This is a genomic window from Paenibacillus humicola, assembly GCF_028826105.1.
GTDB classification, from domain to species: Bacteria; Bacillota; Bacilli; order Paenibacillales; family Paenibacillaceae; genus Paenibacillus_Z; species Paenibacillus_Z humicola.
Genome location: NZ_JAQGPL010000001.1, coordinates 5,798,752 through 5,815,644, shown reverse-complemented (window position 1 = coordinate 5,815,644; position 16,893 = coordinate 5,798,752). Strand labels below are relative to the sequence as shown.

Annotated in this window: 18 protein-coding genes and 1 pseudogene; 9 read left to right on the top strand and 10 right to left on the bottom strand. The window is 60.5% G+C overall.

Annotated elements, in window-relative coordinates; genetic code table 11:
• The first annotated feature begins 15 nt into the window (after positions 1 to 15).
• The gene (locus PD282_RS26785; RefSeq protein ID WP_274654822.1) at positions 16 to 615 is read left to right on the top strand and encodes a uracil-DNA glycosylase; all 600 of its coding nucleotides are present in this window, start codon (positions 16 to 18) and stop codon (positions 613 to 615) included.
• Here the strand turns inward: PD282_RS26785 and PD282_RS26780 are convergent.
• The gene (locus PD282_RS26780; RefSeq protein WP_274654820.1) at positions 608 to 1,024 is read right to left on the bottom strand and encodes a MarR family winged helix-turn-helix transcriptional regulator; all 417 of its coding nucleotides are present in this window, start codon (positions 1,022 to 1,024) and stop codon (positions 608 to 610) included. The genes PD282_RS26785 and PD282_RS26780 overlap by 8 nt on opposite strands.
• Positions 1,025 to 1,174: 150 nt before the next feature.
• Between PD282_RS26780 and PD282_RS26775 the strand changes: the two genes are divergently transcribed.
• On the top strand, positions 1,175 to 1,630 hold the full coding sequence (locus PD282_RS26775; protein WP_274654818.1) for a CBS domain-containing protein: 456 nt from the start codon (positions 1,175 to 1,177) through the stop codon (positions 1,628 to 1,630).
• A 62-nt stretch (positions 1,631 to 1,692) separates the two neighbouring features.
• On the top strand, positions 1,693 to 2,940 hold the full coding sequence (locus PD282_RS26770) for an MFS transporter (RefSeq protein WP_274654816.1): 1,248 nt from the start codon (positions 1,693 to 1,695) through the stop codon (positions 2,938 to 2,940).
• Between the two features lie 73 nt (positions 2,941 to 3,013).
• On the opposite strand, the gene PD282_RS26765 is transcribed toward PD282_RS26770, so the two are convergent.
• The 6 genes from PD282_RS26765 to PD282_RS26740 all read right to left on the bottom strand — a co-directional run bounded on the left by PD282_RS26765 (position 3,014) and on the right by PD282_RS26740 (position 8,139).
• Complete coding sequence (locus PD282_RS26765) at positions 3,014 to 3,805, bottom strand: MBL fold metallo-hydrolase (protein WP_274654815.1); 792 nt, start codon at positions 3,803 to 3,805, stop codon at positions 3,014 to 3,016.
• 71 nt (positions 3,806 to 3,876) lie between these two features.
• Positions 3,877 to 5,163: an MFS transporter gene (locus tag PD282_RS26760; protein ID WP_274654813.1), complete on the bottom strand. Its 1,287-nt coding sequence runs from the start codon at positions 5,161 to 5,163 to the stop codon at positions 3,877 to 3,879.
• Positions 5,164 to 5,223: 60 nt separating this feature from the next.
• Complete coding sequence (locus PD282_RS26755) at positions 5,224 to 5,652, bottom strand: MarR family winged helix-turn-helix transcriptional regulator (RefSeq protein ID WP_274654811.1); 429 nt, start codon at positions 5,650 to 5,652, stop codon at positions 5,224 to 5,226.
• A 212-nt stretch (positions 5,653 to 5,864) separates the two neighbouring features.
• Positions 5,865 to 6,233 (bottom strand): YciI family protein, encoded by a 369-nt coding sequence (locus PD282_RS26750; protein WP_274654809.1) that lies wholly within the window; start codon positions 6,231 to 6,233, stop codon positions 5,865 to 5,867.
• A gap of 185 nt (positions 6,234 to 6,418) precedes the next feature.
• Positions 6,419 to 7,708: an RNA polymerase sigma factor gene (locus PD282_RS26745; protein ID WP_274654807.1), complete on the bottom strand. Its 1,290-nt coding sequence runs from the start codon at positions 7,706 to 7,708 to the stop codon at positions 6,419 to 6,421.
• Positions 7,705 to 8,139: a YciI family protein gene (locus PD282_RS26740; RefSeq protein WP_274654805.1), complete on the bottom strand. Its 435-nt coding sequence runs from the start codon at positions 8,137 to 8,139 to the stop codon at positions 7,705 to 7,707. Before PD282_RS26740 ends, PD282_RS26745 begins: the two co-directional genes overlap by 4 nt.
• Before the next feature lie 192 nt (positions 8,140 to 8,331).
• On the opposite strand from PD282_RS26740, the gene PD282_RS26735 reads away from it, so the two are divergent.
• Positions 8,332 to 8,790 carry a MarR family winged helix-turn-helix transcriptional regulator gene (locus PD282_RS26735; RefSeq protein ID WP_274654803.1) on the top strand — a complete coding sequence of 153 codons (459 nt, stop codon included), beginning with the start codon at positions 8,332 to 8,334 and terminating at the stop codon, positions 8,788 to 8,790.
• A 207-nt stretch (positions 8,791 to 8,997) separates the two neighbouring features.
• Here the strand turns inward: PD282_RS26735 and PD282_RS26730 are convergent.
• Positions 8,998 to 9,531, bottom strand: a pseudogene (locus PD282_RS26730) (cupin domain-containing protein); the annotation flags it as partial.
• Between the two features lie 332 nt (positions 9,532 to 9,863).
• Here PD282_RS26730 and PD282_RS26725 point away from each other — a divergent pair.
• Positions 9,864 to 10,295 carry an NUDIX hydrolase gene (locus PD282_RS26725; RefSeq protein WP_274654801.1) on the top strand — a complete coding sequence of 144 codons (432 nt, stop codon included), beginning with the start codon at positions 9,864 to 9,866 and terminating at the stop codon, positions 10,293 to 10,295.
• A 73-nt stretch (positions 10,296 to 10,368) separates the two neighbouring features.
• Here PD282_RS26725 and PD282_RS26720 read toward each other — a convergent pair whose 3' ends face one another.
• Entirely contained in the window at positions 10,369 to 11,742 is a 1,374-nt protein-coding gene (locus PD282_RS26720) for a cytochrome P450 (RefSeq protein WP_274654799.1), read from the bottom strand.
• Between the two features lie 186 nt (positions 11,743 to 11,928).
• Positions 11,929 to 13,161, bottom strand: a complete 1,233-nt coding sequence (locus PD282_RS26715) for an aminopeptidase (protein ID WP_274654797.1) — start codon at positions 13,159 to 13,161, stop codon at positions 11,929 to 11,931.
• A gap of 452 nt (positions 13,162 to 13,613) precedes the next feature.
• Here PD282_RS26715 and PD282_RS26710 point away from each other — a divergent pair, with 452 nt between their 5' ends.
• The 4 genes from PD282_RS26710 to PD282_RS26695 all read left to right on the top strand — a co-directional run bounded on the left by PD282_RS26710 (position 13,614) and on the right by PD282_RS26695 (position 16,893).
• Positions 13,614 to 14,828: a ParM/StbA family protein gene (locus tag PD282_RS26710; RefSeq protein ID WP_274654795.1), complete on the top strand. Its 1,215-nt coding sequence runs from the start codon at positions 13,614 to 13,616 to the stop codon at positions 14,826 to 14,828.
• Entirely contained in the window at positions 14,825 to 15,508 is a 684-nt protein-coding gene (locus PD282_RS26705) for a hypothetical protein (RefSeq protein WP_274654793.1), read from the top strand. The genes PD282_RS26710 and PD282_RS26705 overlap by 4 nt, the downstream gene beginning before the upstream one ends.
• Positions 15,509 to 15,553: 45 nt before the next feature.
• Positions 15,554 to 16,012 carry a hypothetical protein gene (locus PD282_RS26700; RefSeq protein ID WP_274654791.1) on the top strand — a complete coding sequence of 153 codons (459 nt, stop codon included), beginning with the start codon at positions 15,554 to 15,556 and terminating at the stop codon, positions 16,010 to 16,012.
• A 191-nt stretch (positions 16,013 to 16,203) separates the two neighbouring features.
• Positions 16,204 to 16,893 carry a futalosine hydrolase gene (locus PD282_RS26695; protein WP_274654789.1) on the top strand — a complete coding sequence of 230 codons (690 nt, stop codon included), beginning with the start codon at positions 16,204 to 16,206 and terminating at the stop codon, positions 16,891 to 16,893.

Below are 16,893 nucleotides of genomic sequence, written 5' to 3'. Positions count from 1 at the left end.
AGGGGCAGACGCTGCATGACGGATTTCATACCGGAAATATGGGAGGAGGAAGCGCCCCCGCCGCATGCGGCGGTTTGCGGGCGATGCGAGCTGTCCCGGCACCGGAAGCGGGTGGTGTGGGGCGAGGGCAGCCCCTCGGCGCCGCTGTTCGTGCTGCTGGACAATCCGGGCGCGCGTGAGGATCGGGAAGGCCGGGCGTTCGTATGCGGCACCCGCGAGACGCTGCAGCTCGGCCTGCGGGAGGCCGGTCTCGCGCCCGGGCTCGTCTATGTGAGCTACCTGCTCAAGTGCCGCCCGGTGCGGGCGTACGACAAGCCGGCGGCGCGCGCGGCGTGCGCGCCTTATCTGCAGCTTCAGCTCGGGGAGAAGAAGCCGCGGCTGCTGCTCGGTCTCGGCAACACGGTCGTGGAGACGCTGTTTCCGGATATGGAGGCCGATGTGAAGAGCTTCAGGGGGAGACGGCACGACTATAACGGCATCCCGGTCGTCGTTTCTTACCATCCCCTTGCCGTCAGACGCAGGCCCGTGCTGATGAAAGCTTTCGTCGAGGACTTGCGGCTGGCGGCTGAGCTGGTCGGGAGGGAGGGCGGCGCGAATGGACGGAAGCTTAACTGAATGTCCGGTTGAACCGGTGGAGCAGCCGTCCGAAAGCTGCCCGATCCGCTTCGGGCCAGTCTTTCAGCAGCTCGCGGAAGCGGACGAAGCGGGCTTGCCTGCACTCCTCCAGCTCTTTGGCGCCAAGCTCGGTCATTTCCAGCACATAGGCTCGCCCGTCGTCCGGATCGGGGATTCGCGTCACATAGCCTTTCTGTTCGAGAGCCGCCGTCTGCCGGCTTACCGTCGAGATATCCAGATGAAATTCGTCCGCCAGCGTCTTCACGCCGGCGCGGCTGTGCGAGGCGATCTGGTTCAGCAGCAAATAGGCGGACCGGTCCAGGGTGCCCAGATTGCGCCCTGCGGAAGTCGCCCGACGGATGAGAATCGCCAGCTCCATCTCGATCGTTTCGATTGCGCGTTCATCCATTTTCCAATCCCCCGCTATCGTTTAATCGCTTCATTTATCGTATCATATGCCCCGTGCTTTTTAAAATTTGGCTGTTGCCCGGCAATGAATATAGTTGTATAATACAATTAAATGGTTGTATGATACAACTAATTAATGGAGGCGGTCGCGATGCTGGCGCATGAAATTATGATTGCTCAGGTGGTTAAAGCGAAGGAAGATGAAACGGTCCGTTCCGTCATTGAAAAATTTATCAAGCACCGGATCAGCGGCATGCCCGTCGTTAATGACCGGAACGAGATCGTCGGCTTCATCAGCGACGGAGACATTATGCGCTATATCGGCAAGCATGCGGACATCGTCGTCGGTACGATTTATTATGCGACGGTTCTTAAAGGGGATCATGAGGCTTTCGAGGAACGGACGCGCCATTTGCTTCAGCTGGGCGTGATGGACATCGCCAAGAAGAAGGCGATTCAGGTTTCCTGGGATGCGAACGTCGAGGACGTGGCCGCCATTCTTGGCCACAAAAGGATCAAAAAGGTGCCCGTCGAGCGAAACGGAGTACTGACGGGCATCATCAGCCGCGGCGACGTGATCCGGCATTCGTTTCAGTCGATTCTGTAACGGGTGAAGCTTATTCGATAGAACCGGACCCGATTCGTGCAAATAAAGGAGAGAGCCATCGTATGGCATTTACAGCGAGCTCCAATCGGGGGCATGTGAAGCCGAAGCCTTCGGCCGCGCCTGAGCCCGATCTTGCGAAAACAAGCTTATTGTCCCAGCCGCGGGCGGTATGGGCGGTCTTCTTCGCCTGCATCATCGCCTTCATGGGGCTGGGACTTGTCGACCCGATTATGCCGGCGATAGCAGGCAGTCTGCACGCGGCGAAAAGCCAGGTTACGCTGCTGTTCACCAGCTATAATGCAGTGATGGCGGTCGCCATGCTCATTACCGGCGCAGTTTCGTCCCGGCTCGGGATCAAGTGGACGCTGCTCACCGGGATCGTCGTGATCGCCGTATTCTCGGCGCTGGGCGGATTCTCGAGCGATATTTGGACGCTGGTCGGCCTGCGCGGCGGCTGGGGGCTTGGCAACGCGCTGTTCGTCGCGACGTCGCTTGCCGCCATCGTTTCGCTGTCGCGGAGCACTTCCGCAAAAGCGATCATCCTGTACGAAGCGGCGATCGGGCTCGGCATCTCGGTCGGGCCGCTGCTCGGCGGCTGGCTGGGCGCGATCTCATGGCGGGGGCCATTTCTCGGTGTGGCAGCGCTCATGGTGATCGCGTTTATTGCCGTCTTCTTCCTGATGCCGGGCACCGCGAGCCGCCCGAAGCGGCAGACGCTGGCCGACCCGTTCCGGGCGATGAAGCACCGCTCTTTGCTCGTGTTCGGCCTTACCGCCGCGCTGTACAATTTTGGCTTTTTTACGTTGCTTGCTTACGCGCCGTTCGTTTTGGGGTTGGACGCGCACGGGCTCGGGTTCGTGTTCCTCTGCTGGGGGGTCCTGCTGGCCCTGACCTCCGTCTTCATGGCGCCGGTCCTGCAGCGCCGCTTCGGTACCGTAAAATCGATGTGCGCGATGCTCGTGCTGTTCGCCGTCCTGCTTGCGGTCATGGGCATCTGGACCTCGACGCAGTGGGTCGTCATCGCCGCCGTTATCGCCGCGGGGGCCCTCCTGGGCAACAATAACACGCTGATCACGACCGCAGTGATGAACGCCGCGCCCGTGGAGCGGCCGACGGCTTCGGCGGCTTACAGCTTTCTCCGCTTTCTGGGCGGCGCCGTGGCGCCTTACATGGCCGGCAGACTGTCGGAAATCTATAACGCTCACGTTCCGTTCTACACCGGAGCCGCGTTCGTGCTTGTCTCGGTGCTGTTTATCGGCCTTAACGCCAAGCACGTCTCACATGTCGACCGTGCGGAAGCGGGCCATTGACCGCTGCAGGAAACGAAAAAACACCTGGTTCCCCTTTGCGAATGCAGCCCAAGGGGAAAAGGTGTTTTTGCGTTTATACGAGCTGAAAATCGTCGGATTTGTCCGAGCCGGATTTCGGTTTCGGTATGGCCAGCCGGTCAAAATGCCGCGCCAACTCGGCTAGGCCGTGCGCGAGCGCCTCGCCTTCCATCGGCTTACCGTGGCCGGTAATCGCCAGCCGCGGCTTCAGTTCATCCAGCCGTTTCACCGATTTCCACGCATCCTGCCAGTCGAAGGTGAAATACGGCGGCGGCCCGTGAATCTCTTCCTCCTGCGCCAGCACGGCGAACGCGGATGTCTGCTTAACGGTGATAAAAGCGTCGCCCGCGATCAGACTGAGGTCCTTCTCCCGGAACAGCGAGACGTGGCCTTTCGTATGTCCCGGCGTCGGCACCCAGCGCCATCCGGGCATCCCGGGAACGGAGCCGTCCTTCGGCAACGGCTGCACCCAGCGGGAAATATCGATGCCTTTATGCGGGTAAAGCGGAGAGATGCGCGCCATCAGGCCTCCGCCCACGCCGGGGTCCGCCTCGGGATAGTCGGCCATTCCCGTTAAATAGGGCAGCTCGTCTTCATGGGCAAACACGGGTACATTCCAGCGTTCCAGCAAAGCGTGCAGCGATCCGACATGGTCGAAATGCCCGTGCGTCAGCACGATGGCATGGGGCTTCTCGATGCCGAACCGGGCGTTCGCGGCTTTGGCGATATTGTCCGCGAATGTCGCGACTCCGGCATCGACCAGCACCCAGCTGCCGCTTCCCGGCCAGCCCGCGAGCGCCACGTTCGCGATCATCGTCCGCATATATGTCAAATCCGCCGGCAGCATCGGGTTCCCTCCTTCGTTTTCCCTATAGGTTGTTCGAAAGAGGTGAAAATATACTTTTGCGGCGGCGGGGTCTAGGCACCGACGCTTTCGTGAACGGCAGCGCGGACTTTGGCGATCCGCGTCGCCATCAGAGCCGCGAACAGGCAGACGAAGCCGGCGGCGGCGAACGGAATCGTATAGGAGCCGAGCCAGTCCCGCAGCACGCCAGCCTCGTACGCGGCGGCCGATGCGCCAAGCTGGTGGGCGACGACGACCCAGCCGAAAATCATGCCCGACCGTTCCTTGCCGAATTCCCTCGTCGCCAGCTTCACGGTCGGCGGCACCGTTGCGATCCAGTCGAGGCCGTAAAATACGCTGAAGATCAGCAGCTGCGTATGGTTCGAATCGAGTGCATACGGCAGATAGAGCAGGGCCAGCCCGCGCAGCCCGTAATACCAGAAGAGCAGCCAGCGGCTGTCGAACCGGTCCGTGAGCCAGCCCGACATCGTCGTGCCGATCAGATCGAACAGGCCCATGAGCGCGAGCAGCCCGGCGGCCGCTACTTCGGGGATGCCGTGGTCGCCGCAGGCGGGAATCAGGTGCGTGCCGATCAGGCCGTTTGTCGAAAAGCCGCAGAAGAAGAAGGTGCCGGCAAGCAGCCAGAACGTTTTGTTTCCAAGCGCCGAGCGAAGCGCGAGCAGCGGCGCGCCGAACAGGCTGCCGCGAAACGGCGCCGGTTTGACGACTTCATCCGAGCCGTAGGCGGCCGCTCCGACGTCATAGGGATGGTTTCGCATCCAGGCGGCCACGATCACAAACAGGACGCAGAGGACGCCGGCTGCGGTAAACATGGCATAACGCCAGCCGGCACTGACCGTAATGTGGGCGAGCAGCGGCAGAAACAGCAGCTGACCGGTGGCGGCGCTCGCGGTCAGCATGCCGACAACGAGCCCTTTGCGCTGGACGAACCACTGATTGGCGACGGTGACGCCGAGCACGTTCGCCATCATGCCCGTTCCGAGCCCGGAGACGACGCCCCACAGCAGATCGAACTGCCACAGCGCTGTCATCAGGGGCGTCACCGCCAGACTGCCTGCCAGTACGGCCAGCGAGGCGGCTACGACCCTGCGGATGCCGAAACGCGCCAGAAACGCTGCCGAGAACGGACCGATGAGGCCGTACAAAAAAATGCCGATCGATACGACGCCGGATATGCCGCCGCGGCTCCAGCCGAACTCCTGCTGAAACGGGAGCATCAGAATGCTCGGCATCGAGCGGATTCCCGCCGATACGAGAAGCGTTACAAACGTAATCAGGACCACAATCCATCCGTAATGCAGATGAGATGGCTTGGCTGCCGATTTTTCGGTCGAAACCATCCGGCCGTTCACTCCATTCTCACTATTTTAGGTGTACATACAAAAGTTAAAATGCAGGGATCACGGCTTTTTTTCCAGCAGGCTGCTTATACTTTCGTGCTCCTCCGTCATCTTACGGACCGTTTCCGTTCCGAGTATCGCTTCGTACCGTTCGCGAAACCGCCTCGACGCCTCGCGGATCGTCCCGACGAGCGCCTCTCCTTTGGGCGTCGGATAGACGAGCACCGTCTTCCCGTTCACTTTCCGCTCCACCAGCTGCTTGCCTTCCAGCTTGTCGACGAAGCGGGTCAGCGTAGAGGGCGTGATCGAGAGCTTCTCGGACAGCTCCTTCTGCGAAATGCCGGGGGCGGACACGACGAGACGGACCAAATAACCGTACATCGGCGTCAGGCCGGTCGACGCGAATTCTTCCTCTGCGATTTTGGTTATGATCCGGCTGAGCCGGTTCGACGTGAAAAATAAACAATTGGTCAGAAAGCTGTCGTCCATGTTTAAGAACCTCCATTCTTTTACTTTGTATGTACAACAAATATAAGCCGGCAGCCATTCGAAGTCAATACATCATTTGACTTGGGCGCTTGTTTCAATTGCATCGCATATGGAAGGAGGGACTTTTCGACCGCCCCTCCGTGTGCGTTATTGCTTTACGTTCTGCCAGGTGATGCCGAATTTATCTTCGATCTCTCCGTAATAGGTTTTTTTTATCCGGCTTCGATATCCGGCGTTTCTTTCACCTTCCGCAGCTCGATCTCGCCTTGGGCGAATTCGCTTAAAGGCAGGCGGAACGCCCACTCGACCGCTTCTTCCCGCGATTTCACCTCGATCAGTGCGAATCCGGCGATGAACGCCTTCGAATCGGGCGCAGGGCCGCCCACAGGAACCACCCTTCCCCCGGGCACGGGAAAAGCGAACCTCTCGTACGAACCCGAAAGCAGCTCTTCCGCGGCGAGCAGCACGCCGGATTTGGCCAGCTGTTCGTTATATTTCCGCATCGCATCGGCCAGCCGGGGAGCTGGAGGCCGGAAGGCTCCGGCGGCGGCCGCCGTCCTGACGATAATCATGAATCGCATCGTATTTTCCCTCCTTCTTTGACACGCCGCAGGAGCGGCCATTACTTACACGACGAACGGGAGAGGGGAAAATCGACCGCCGCCGTTAACGAAAAATCGCCCCACGGCCCGGCTGCCGGAGCCGGGGCGGAGAGCGATGTTCGATTTACGAGGTTTGAGCCAGCACGTTTCATCGTTACGGTATCTCAAGTATGATCCGGCTCGGGCATCGGCCCGGCCGGTCCCGCCGCGCATTCGGCCGCGCGCTTCAGCAGCAGCTCGCGCTCCCGCTCGTTGCCGGTCATCGCGGAGGCGCGTTTGAACTCCGCGCACGCTTCATCGCTTCGGCCCAGCTTCATCAGGAAGTCGCCCCGCACGCTGGGCAGGAGATGATAGCTGCTCAGCGACGGCTCCGCCATCAGCGCATCGACGAGCTCGAGTCCGACCGCCGGCCCGAACGCCATCGCAAGCGCAACCGCGCGGTTCAGCTCCACGACGGGCGAAGGCGCGATTTGTGCAAGCGCGTCGTAGAGCGCCGCAATCCGCACCCAGTCCGTCTCGGCGGCGGTGCGGGCGCGGGCATGGCACGCCGCGATCGCGGCCTGCAGCGCGTAGGGGCCAAGCGGGCCGCCAGCGCTCTCGGCGCGCTCCAGAGCGGCAAGACCGCGGCGGATCAGCAGGTGGTCCCAGAGCGCGCGGTTTTGGTCCATCAGCAGGATCGGTTCCCCGTCCGTGCCGACCCGCGCCTTAAACCGCGAGGCTTGAATTTCCATTAGCGCGACGAGCCCGTGAACCTCGGGCTCCGCAGGAGCGATTTCGGCCAGCACGCGGCCGAGCCGCAGCGCTTCCTCGCAGAGGAGCGGCCGGATCCAGCTCCCGCCGGTCGTCGCGGCATAACCTTCGTTGAACATGAGGTAGATGACCTCGAGCACCGAGGACAGCCGGGCGGCCAGCTCGTCCTTCGGGGGCAGCTCGAACGGTACGCGCGCGGCTGCCAGCGTCCGCTTGGCGCGGACGATCCGCTGGGCTACTGTCGGCTCGGGGACGAGATAGGCGCTGGCGATTTCTCCGGTTGTCAGTCCGCCGAGCAGGCGCAGCGTAAGCGCCACCCTGGCCTCGGCCGAGAGCACGGGATGGCAGGTCATGAAGATCAGGCGCAGCAGGTCGTCCCCGACGTTATCGTCCAGACCCGCATCCCAGTCCGGTTCGTTCTGCGTATTCATTTCATAGCCGATCAGCTCGTATTTGCGGTCGCGCGTTTTGTTGCGGCGCAGCAGGTCGATCGCCTTGCGCTTGGCCGCAGCCATCAGCCACGCCCCGGGGTTGTCCGGAATGCCGGTATCCGGCCACCGCTCAAGCGCGACAATCAGCGCATCCTGCGCCAAATCTTCGGCGATCCCGACATCGCGCACGATCCGCGTGAGCGCCGCGATGATTTTGGGCGATTCGATCCGCCAGATCGCATCGACGGTGCGGTGGACACCGGTATCCGTCATGAATGCCGCTTCCTCGTCACCTGCTCGCGCAGCGCGATCTCTTTGGCAAGCGCCTCCTCATCCTGCATGAGCTCCGGAGCTTCGAATATCTGGCGCAGCTCGATTTCACCTTCGCCGAAGCCGTGCGGATCCGGCATGCGCAGCGCCCATTCGACCGCTTCTTCCTTCGAATTCACTTCGATGATCGTAAAACCGGCAATGATCTCTTTGGCCTCCGTGAAGGGACCGTCGATTACTTTCGGCTTTGCGCCGGGGACGGGGTAAGAAATGCGAATAGCGCCCGAGCTTGGGTGAAGCCCTTCGGCGGCGACGAGGACGCCCGCTTTGACAAGCTCCTCGTTGTACTTCATCATCGCGTCGAGCAGTTCTTTGCTCGGCAGGACGCCGGCCTCGGAATCCTTCGTCGCATTGACAATCATCATAAACCGCATGTTCATTTCTCCTTCGCTAGCGTTTTGGGCTTTCAATAAAGACGACGAACGGCAGCGGGCAAAATCGACACCTGCCGACCGCCTGCAGGGGGAGAACGAGTTGTGGTAGAATGAGGCTGAAGCTTGTTTATCACGCTTAGGGTAAACAATGGTTTACGAACGGACAACGATTTCTAAAGGAATGGTTACGATTTGAGCAAAAACGCCGAAAAAATCGCCGGCCTATTCGTCCGGCTTCTCCCGCTCGTCTATAATCGGCTGAACAAGCCGTTCGCCAAGGGCAATCCGATCCCGAAGCCGTCCTCTTTGACGCACCTGCAGCTGCATATTCTGGAGGAGCTGTTTCATGCCGGAGAGGGGATTTCCATGACCCATTTGGCTCAGCAGATCAGCATTTCGAAGCAGCAGCTGACGCCGCTCATTTCGAAGCTGGAGGAAACGGGATTTGTCGTCAAGGCGCAGGATCCGCACGACCGCAGAGCCGTCAGGCTGTTCCTCGCCGATAAAGGGAAGGAAACAGTAACGAAGCATTGGGCGGAGTTCCACCGGCTGTTTGCCGAACGGATCGCTGCGCTCGGCGAGGACGATCTGCTCGATCTCGACTATGCGATAACCAAGATCATCCGGATTTTTGAGAAGATGGAAGTTTGAAGCGACCCGCTCACATGTGCGCTTACCCACAGCCCTCAATATACATGTTCTAAAAATGAGCCTTTATATCCATATATTAGAACCCGCGGTAAACCAATGCAAGCCGGCGACATGAAAAAAAGCCGTTCCCTCAAGGCAAGGGGAACGGCTTTCGGTTCACGATGCGGGCGTCCGCACCGCCCGGGGTGCCTTAAGCAGGCCGGCCGGTCAATATTTGACCACGGGCCATTTTTGCTTGCGGAGCGCACGCATCAGCTCCGGGAATGCATGCAGATTGTCTGCCACCTGCTGGTGCGGAGTTAAGGCCATCCATTGATTGAGCGATACGTCCTCGAACCGGCTGCTCTTGAACATTTCCAGAAACCACAAGCTTGTATTTCCGGTATTTTACACATAATGTCCGAATGCGAAGGGCACGTATCCGACGTCGCCGGCCCGGTAGTCGAACGTGCGGGCGTTGCCGTTCGCCGCAAAGACGGTCATGCTCCCCGTTCCGGACAAATAATACTGCCATTCGTCGTTGTTCGGGTGCCAGTGCATTTCCCGCATCGCGCCCGGTTTGATTTCGACCAGCGCGGCGGCAATGGCGACCGAGACCGGGAAATTGGATGAATCGACGATGCGCACGGTTCCGCCCGGCGTTACGATCGGTTTCTGCGCCAGCAGCCGGTGGGTGAAGCTTTGCGGCACGGTTCCGTACGGATCCGGCACATGCTGGGTCTCCAGCGGACCGGGTACCTGCGACGGCGGGACGAGCAGATCCGGATTTTCCAGATCGCGCATCACATACCGCGGTCCGAAATCGGGCGCCCCGGCCCCGTCCGGCCGGATAGGCTGGGGAATGCCCCCGCTGCGGTTAGGGGCGTTAGAAGGCTGATCCATGCAGATGGCTCCTTTGAACGAAAATAGACGCAACGCGTGAATCGCCAACGAATGATATATATGAGCCGGCCGTCGTTTATAGAAATGCAAAGGAGCGTGCGGATTCGGGCGGAAATGTGAAACCTTTTACAGCCGCGAGGCGTTAGGTACGTTAAATTGGGCAGTCCAAATAAGTGAAAAGGGGTGCTGTTATGCCGAATAAGTCGATCGGCGCGGCGGCGGTTATTTTGGATGACGCCGGACGTGTGTTGTTAGTTAAACACAGCTACGGGAAATTAAACTGGGAGCTGCCCGGAGGGAAAGCGGAGGAGAATGAGTCGGCACAAGAGACGGCGCGGAGGGAAGTGCTGGAAGAAACCGGGCTCGACGTTACGGTAGGGCAGCTGACGGGAATCTATTACGATCCCGAATACGACATGCACCATTTCGTTTTTTTGGCCCGATGCGGAGGCACCGGGAAGCCGCTGCCTTCCTCGCCTGAAATTACGGAATGCCGGTTCTGCGCCCCGGCCGATTTGCCCCGGCCGATGAGCGATTTTACCCGAAAACGGATTCGTGAAGCGCTGAAGCCGGAAGGGCGGCCTGACGTCCATGTCATCGGGCCGAGAAGATGGATCGAATAACGGCCCCCGCGGGAGACGGCCGTTCGGCGCCGGAATACGGCAGTTGGAAAGCCCGGGCAGACGATCCGATCGGCTAGGAGCCGGACTCCCGCTGCCGTACGCCGGGACAACGAAGGGGGACCATCGTCCGGCCGCCCTTCACGCGCAGCGAAACGAGCGGCTCGGGCTCGGGCTCGCCCTGCCCCGGCACGGACTTGAATTCGAATCGCTCGGCCAGCGTGCCGAGAAGGAGCACGGCCTCCATCATGGCGAACTGCGAGCCGATACAGCCGCGTGTGCCCCCGCCGAACGGGAAGTATGCGAAGCGCGGCCATCCCGCGGCGTTCTCCTCAAACCGTTCGGGCCGGAACGCGGACGCATCGCCGAATACCGCGTCGCTGCGGTGAATCGCGTACGGGCTGATCAGAAAGCTGCTGTTTGGGGGAAAGGTGTCTCCAAGCATGGAAATCTCTCCCTCCGCTTCGCGCAAAATCGTCCAAGCCGGGGGATACAGCCGGAGCGTCTCCTGTACGATATACCGCGTATAAGTCATTTCCCTGTAGCGGTCGGCGGCGGAAATCCGCGTGCCGGACTGCTTTTCCCGCTGCCGGATCGCATCCAGCTCCCGGCGCAGCCGGTTCGCCGCTTCCGGAGAATGCTCCAGACAACACCAGGCCCAGACGAGCGCATTAGCCGTCGTTTCGTGGCCGGCCAGCAGCATTGTCATCATCTGGTCGCGGATTTCGCGCTCCGGAATCGGATTCCCGTCCTCGTCCCTCGTGTCCAGCAGCAGCCCGAGAAGGCTGTCCGCATACCGGTCCGGCGCTTTCTTCGCGCGAGCAATCGTGTCGTACACCATCTTCTCCAGCGTCCGGATCGCCTGCTTCAGCGACAGATTGCTCCGCGTCGGCACGCCGAGCGGAAGGATGACCGGGGAAAAAATCATTCTCGCCGATTGCCGGATCGTCGCGTCCACGGCTGCCGCTAGCGCTTTTTTGTCCGCCGCAAGCTCGGTTTTGAACATGCTGCGGGCGATCACGCCGAGCGTCAGCTGCATCATCGCGTCGTGTATCGCAACCGGCACTCCGTCCTGAAGCGTATCGGCCAGCCGGTTTGCCTCTTCGACGACGATTTCGGCATAGGCGCCGATGCGCTCCTTGTAAAAGACCGGCGTCAGATACCGCTTCTGATGCCGGTGCGCATCGCGCTCGGCCGTAAGCAGGCCGTCGCCGATCGTCCGGCGCAGCACGCGGGAGCTTCTGCCCTTGCGAAGCTTGTCCTCCTGATGGACCAGCAGCTCCTGGACGAAGTCGGGCGAGTTGACGATGAATGTCGGGCGAAAAGAGCTTGTCCGCAGTGACACGACGTCGCCGAGCGGCAGCGCGTCGACCAGGAAGCCGAGCGGGTCGCGCCGAAACCGGAAAAAATTGGACACTCTTGAAGTGGGGATTTCGACGATGCGCGTCATGCGGCGCCTCCTTTTGTTGCCCGTCCGCCGGTTTGTGCGTCCGGCGGCGTTATATCCAGCGTAGCATGTTTAACGGATGGAGTTCAAACAAACCGGAGCGCGAAAAAACTCCCGGCCGGCAGGCTCGATAAGCAGCGGTCTGCCGCCGGGAGTTTTTGCGGTAGAATGGTTTTCGGCCGGATCGGCTCAGAACGCCCAGTTTCCGCCGCGGAATACCGCTTCGGCCGTGCCGTCCGGCAGCTCTCCGTCGATGTCCGTGTCCGCCGAGCCGATCATGAAATCGACGTGGACGAGGCTCGAGTTAAGCCCCCTTTGCTGCTGTTCTTCCTGCGATAAGTTCTTGCCGCCTTCGAGGCAGAACGCATACGCATTGCCGATGGCCAAATGGCTCGACGCATTCTCGTCGAAGAGCGTATTGAAGAAGACGAGGTTCGTATCGGAAATCGGGGAGCGGTGCGGGACCAGCGCCACTTCACCGAGGTAGGCGGAGCCCTCGTCCGTATTGACCAGCCGCTGCAGGACTTCAAGTCCCTCCGCCGCTTCGACGCCTACGATTTTGCCTTTCTCGAACGTAAGGGAGAAGTCCTTAATCAGCGTGCCGCCGTAGCTGAGCGGCTTCGTGCTGCGCACCTTCCCGTTGACGCCTTCCTTCAGCGGCGCCGTAAACACCTCTTCCGTCGGCATGTTCGCCACGAAGGTCGTGCCCGCCGCATTGACGCTTCCGCCGCTTACCCACAAATGTCCTTCCGGCAGCTCGATGCTGAGGTCGGTGCCTTCGCCTTTGTACATCAGCTTGCGGTATTTCTTCGCGTTCAGATGGTCCGCTTTGTCGTCCAGCGTTTTCGTATGCGCCTTCCATGCGCCGACCGGATCGTCCAGATTGACGCGCGTCGCGGCGAAAATCGCATCCCAGAGCGCGTCGACCCGGCGGTCCTCCCCAAGATCCGGGAACACCTTCTCGGCCCATGCGGGCGAAGGCACGGCGACGATCGACCAGCTGATTTTGTCGGACATGGCATAGCTTCTGTACTTCTGCATCGCTTTCCCGGCTGTTTTGTTCGCGTTTGCGATCCGCTCGGGGTCGATTCCCTTCAGCAGATCGGGGTTAGCGGCGATGATCGAAAGGAAGGCGGCATTGTTCTCGGCCAACTCCTCCATGCCCTTCGCGCGCCACATCGGGTAGTCGAAGAACGCTTCGTCCGGGGCGAGCTCGAATCTTGTGCGGGTTACCTCGTCGTCGTTCCATTCGACGTATACGTTTTTGGCTCCGGCTTCATACGCTTTCTTTACGACCAGCCGCACGAACGGCGCCGCTTCGAGCGTGGCGAGCACCACCAGATTTTGTTCGGGCTGTACGTTGACGCCCACCTGAACGGCCAGCGCGGCGTACTTTCCCAGCTTTTCCGAAAAATCGGTCATTGTTATTCCTCCCATCCGACAGATAGGTTTATTTTAACAAACTGGCGCCCTAAATAACCATACAACCTTAGGCTTATCAAACGTTTGCGAAAAGAATCGGTTCGGTGAAAATCACTGAAGTTTAACGTTTGACAGGTAAACTTTAAAGCTTAAACGTTGACGTTCAGCTCTTGAAGTTTAAAACTTAAAGTTTAACCGTTAAAGTTTAAAGCTGACCCAGCGCCAACCGGTGGTTAAGAGAAAATAAAAGCACAGCGCCGGAAACAAGCTTTAAGCTGCAAACGTTAACTTTTGAACGTTAAGGGTTAAAGTTTACCCTTCAAAGGTTAAACGCCGAGGTTTAAGCTCCATTAGAATTATTAAAAAACGGCCCGAACCGTCCGAAAACGCCTTCACCGCTTCGAAATCTTTTATATTGCATATCAATACTTATAAAAGAGAGGGATACGGACTTGGCAAAAAACGAGCTTCTCTCCACCAGCATTACGCTGTCTATCGATAACGGAAGCAGCCATGTGAAAAGCATATACGACGATTTGGAGCAAAGCTTTCTATTTCCGAGCGTTGTCGCTCAGCCGTTCGGGGAGCGGTTTCAGCTGATCGATTCGGGGGAGCCCCTCGACTTTCTGGACGTGCAGCTGACTTCGCCGGCAATCGGGAGCGAGCAGTACCGCCATGTCTATGTCGGCAATTTGGCGATCGGGGACGAAGGCATCGTGCACGAGATCGTCGGCGACAAGGCGGCGCAGAAAAAAGCGCAGCGGCCCGAGACGATGGTCACGCTGCTGACGGCGGCGGCCTACGCAGTTGCCGCGAAACACGCGAACGAAATCCGGCGCGGCAAGAAGCGCATCAAAGCGCTCGTCAACCTCGGAACCGGGCTGCCGATCAGCGAGGTGACGAAATTCCGCAGCGAATTCGCGGATAAAATTACGTCCGGCGTCCATTCGGTCACTTTCGTCACGACCCCGGTGTTTAAGGGCGTCACGGTGGAGCTGGAATTTTCGCTGCCGAACGATATCGGCATCGACGACGTGTCCGGCGTCTACGACATCGAGGCGCATTCGAAGTCCCGCTTGTCGCACAAAGGGTTCGGCATCGCGGATGTCGGCGGGGTCGACATGGACATCGCCTTTTTCCGGCCGGGCCTCGATCTCGATCAACGCCATTCGACGGGGACGAAAATTTACCTCAACGACGCGCTCGAAAGCATCCGCAGCGAGGTGAACTCGCAGGGGGAGGAGCTGATCGCGAGCACGGCGGAGCTGACCCAGATGCTCGTCAACAAGGAATACGAAATTTTCGCGGAAGGCAAGGTCGTATTCGACATGACGCCGCTTGTCAATCGGCATATGCGCATTTTGGCAGAAAAGGTGCTGAAGCTCGCAAGGAACTCATGGAAGCATGTGCGCTATGCAGGCGAATTCTGGTTTATCGGCGGCGGGGCGATCGTGCTGCAGCCGTGGATTGAGAAGCTGAACGCCGAGCTCGGGCTGCCGATTCGCTTCGATGCCGTCGAGCACAGCCAGTTCCGCAACGCAAGAGGCACGTTTCTGCTGCTCGACCATGCGCTGAAGCATGGCGGGGAAGCGGCGGCGGGCTTTGAGCCTGAGCCTGCCGGGTCCGAAAGCGGTGCCGGCGAAGGAAACGGGAGCGGGACGCCTTGAGAAAACGGCGCTCGACGGTATTCGTTCGTCCCGGCAGGGATTTGACGCTGTACGTCCCGTCGGACACGCCCCCCGAAGTGATCGATTATATGAACCGGCTAAAGGCGGAAGGGCTGTTCAGCCAAGGCATGATGGAGCTGATCGTCAAAGGGGTCATGCAGGAGCTGCAAGCCCCGCGCCGCCGGGAAGAGGACGCCGGTTCCGGGCTGCCCGGGATGTATCCTTCGGTAGAAGCGGGTACCGGGATAACGGCGGCCGCGGATCGTTACGAACACCCGGACGATCCTCCGGCGTCGCAGAAGCGCCCGGCGGAAGACGGCCGGCCGGAATGGGGCTGGCGGACGCAGGACGCCCTGCCGCGGACGAACGATGAGCGGGAACGGTTCGTCACCGGGCTGGACGAGACCGGCGGGAAGGCCGAGGGTTTAGACGGCGAGACGGTTTCGCGCCAATCGGCGGGAGACGCGCCATGGATGGAACGGAGCGCCGTGCGCGAACCGGGTCCGGCGGAACAGGCAGCGGTTATCGAGGCGGATTCGCCGGCAAAGCCAGGCGCGGCGGACAATGCGGACGAACCGAAAAAATTCAGTCTCGCTCAAATATTCCGTCAGGCGAAAACGAACGCGGGCAAGCTGGCCCCGGCGCCTCAGCGGGGGAACGGCGGCCAAAGCGAGCCGTGAGGCTCCGCCTGACGCCCGGACGGGAACGAGAAGGAGGACGACAACATGAATGGCGGACAATCCGGCGACAGCGCGCGCCATTTTACGCTGACGAACGAAGTGTTTCAAATCCCGGGACTCGATATCTACGCCCAGATGACATTTATTGTGCTTAAGGGCTGTTCGACGGAATCGCACCTTCCCGATGTTGCCGAGCTTTCACGGCTCGGCCGGATGACCGTTAAACAGACGACCAAAGCGCTGCAGAGCCTTGTCGAACTGAAAATTTTGCCGCACAAGCTGTACCGCCAGCTGGTCGACGTCTTCCGGGACGACCGCCTGTCGTGGACGGCGAAGGGGCTGCTGACGTACTGCGGGAAGCATCCGCAAATCAAGTTCAGCGACCTGCTCGAGCTGTCTGGCGATTCGGGGGAGGACGAGCAGACGATTCGCAAGGCGCTCAAGGAGCTGCGGGAGTATGGCTATTTGGAAGATTATCCGGAGTGGCAGCGGATCGCGAATTAAACGGCCGAATCGGCGGCGGTAGTATATGGCGCCGGGGGCGGTTTTGCACGGGCGAACTGAAAGCGGGCCTCCTTTGCTTATTTGGCGAAAGGGGGCTTTTTGGCCGTCCCATTTGATAAAAGCGTCTAATTCTGGTTCACTATACATAGCAGGCTGTACGAGATTGATGGCTGGATAGGAGATTCGGAAATATGAACGAACATGCGGACAACGGCCCGCTGCCCGGACGGCTGCGTCCGGGCACGCGCGTGCTGATCATGACCGCCGTGGAGGCGGAACGGGAAGCCGTGCTGCGCGGACTGCGCGGCGACGGCCGCTTTGATACCGCGCTGGCCGGCGTCGGCCCGGCAAGCGCGGCAGCCCGCACGGCCATGGCGCTGGCGGCCGGCGAATACGGCCTTGCCGTAAGCGCAGGCATTGGCGGCGGCTTCACCGGCCGTGCCGAGGTCGGCTCGCTTGCGGTGGCGACCGAAATCGTCGCCGCCGATTTGGGCGCGCAGACGCCGGACGGCTTCCTCGCGGTGGACGAGCTCGGCTTCGGCTCCTCGCGCATTCCCGCGGACGAGGAGCTGGCCGGGCGGTTCGCGGAAGCGCTGCGGGCTGCGGGGCTTGCGGCCTGCGCCGGTCCGGTGCTGACGGTATCGACGGCGACCGGTACGGCGGAAACCGCCGCCGAGCTGGCCCGCCGGGTGCCCGGCGCGGCGGCCGAGGCGATGGAAGGCTTCGGCGTGGCGGCGGCGGCCCAGCTGTGCGGCGTGCCGGTGCTGGAGCTGCGCGCCGTCTCGAATGCCGTCGGCCCGCGGGACCGGGCGGCATGGCGCATTCGCGAAGCGCTCGAGGCGCTGGAGGCGGCGAGCAAGATTTTAACGGAGGTGCTTTGA

Excerpts from the sequence above, each read along its gene's own strand:
- PD282_RS26785 (WP_274654822.1), top strand. The coding sequence starts at position 16 with ATGACGGATTTCATACCGGAAATATGGGAGGAGGAAGCGCCCCCGCCG.
- PD282_RS26780 (WP_274654820.1), bottom strand. The coding sequence starts at position 1,024 with ATGGATGAACGCGCAATCGAAACGATCGAGATGGAGCTGGCGATTCTC.
- PD282_RS26775 (WP_274654818.1), top strand. The coding sequence starts at position 1,175 with ATGCTGGCGCATGAAATTATGATTGCTCAGGTGGTTAAAGCGAAGGAA.
- PD282_RS26770 (WP_274654816.1), top strand. The coding sequence starts at position 1,693 with ATGGCATTTACAGCGAGCTCCAATCGGGGGCATGTGAAGCCGAAGCCT.
- PD282_RS26765 (WP_274654815.1), bottom strand. The coding sequence starts at position 3,805 with ATGCTGCCGGCGGATTTGACATATATGCGGACGATGATCGCGAACGTG.
- PD282_RS26760 (WP_274654813.1), bottom strand. The coding sequence starts at position 5,163 with ATGGTTTCGACCGAAAAATCGGCAGCCAAGCCATCTCATCTGCATTAC.
- PD282_RS26755 (WP_274654811.1), bottom strand. The coding sequence starts at position 5,652 with ATGGACGACAGCTTTCTGACCAATTGTTTATTTTTCACGTCGAACCGG.
- PD282_RS26750 (WP_274654809.1), bottom strand. The coding sequence starts at position 6,233 with ATGCGATTCATGATTATCGTCAGGACGGCGGCCGCCGCCGGAGCCTTC.
- PD282_RS26745 (WP_274654807.1), bottom strand. The coding sequence starts at position 7,708 with ATGACGGATACCGGTGTCCACCGCACCGTCGATGCGATCTGGCGGATC.
- PD282_RS26740 (WP_274654805.1), bottom strand. The coding sequence starts at position 8,139 with ATGCGGTTTATGATGATTGTCAATGCGACGAAGGATTCCGAGGCCGGC.
- PD282_RS26725 (WP_274654801.1), top strand. The coding sequence starts at position 9,864 with ATGCCGAATAAGTCGATCGGCGCGGCGGCGGTTATTTTGGATGACGCC.
- PD282_RS26720 (WP_274654799.1), bottom strand. The coding sequence starts at position 11,742 with ATGACGCGCATCGTCGAAATCCCCACTTCAAGAGTGTCCAATTTTTTC.
- PD282_RS26715 (WP_274654797.1), bottom strand. The coding sequence starts at position 13,161 with ATGACCGATTTTTCGGAAAAGCTGGGAAAGTACGCCGCGCTGGCCGTT.
- PD282_RS26700 (WP_274654791.1), top strand. The coding sequence starts at position 15,554 with ATGAATGGCGGACAATCCGGCGACAGCGCGCGCCATTTTACGCTGACG.
- PD282_RS26695 (WP_274654789.1), top strand. The coding sequence starts at position 16,204 with ATGAACGAACATGCGGACAACGGCCCGCTGCCCGGACGGCTGCGTCCG.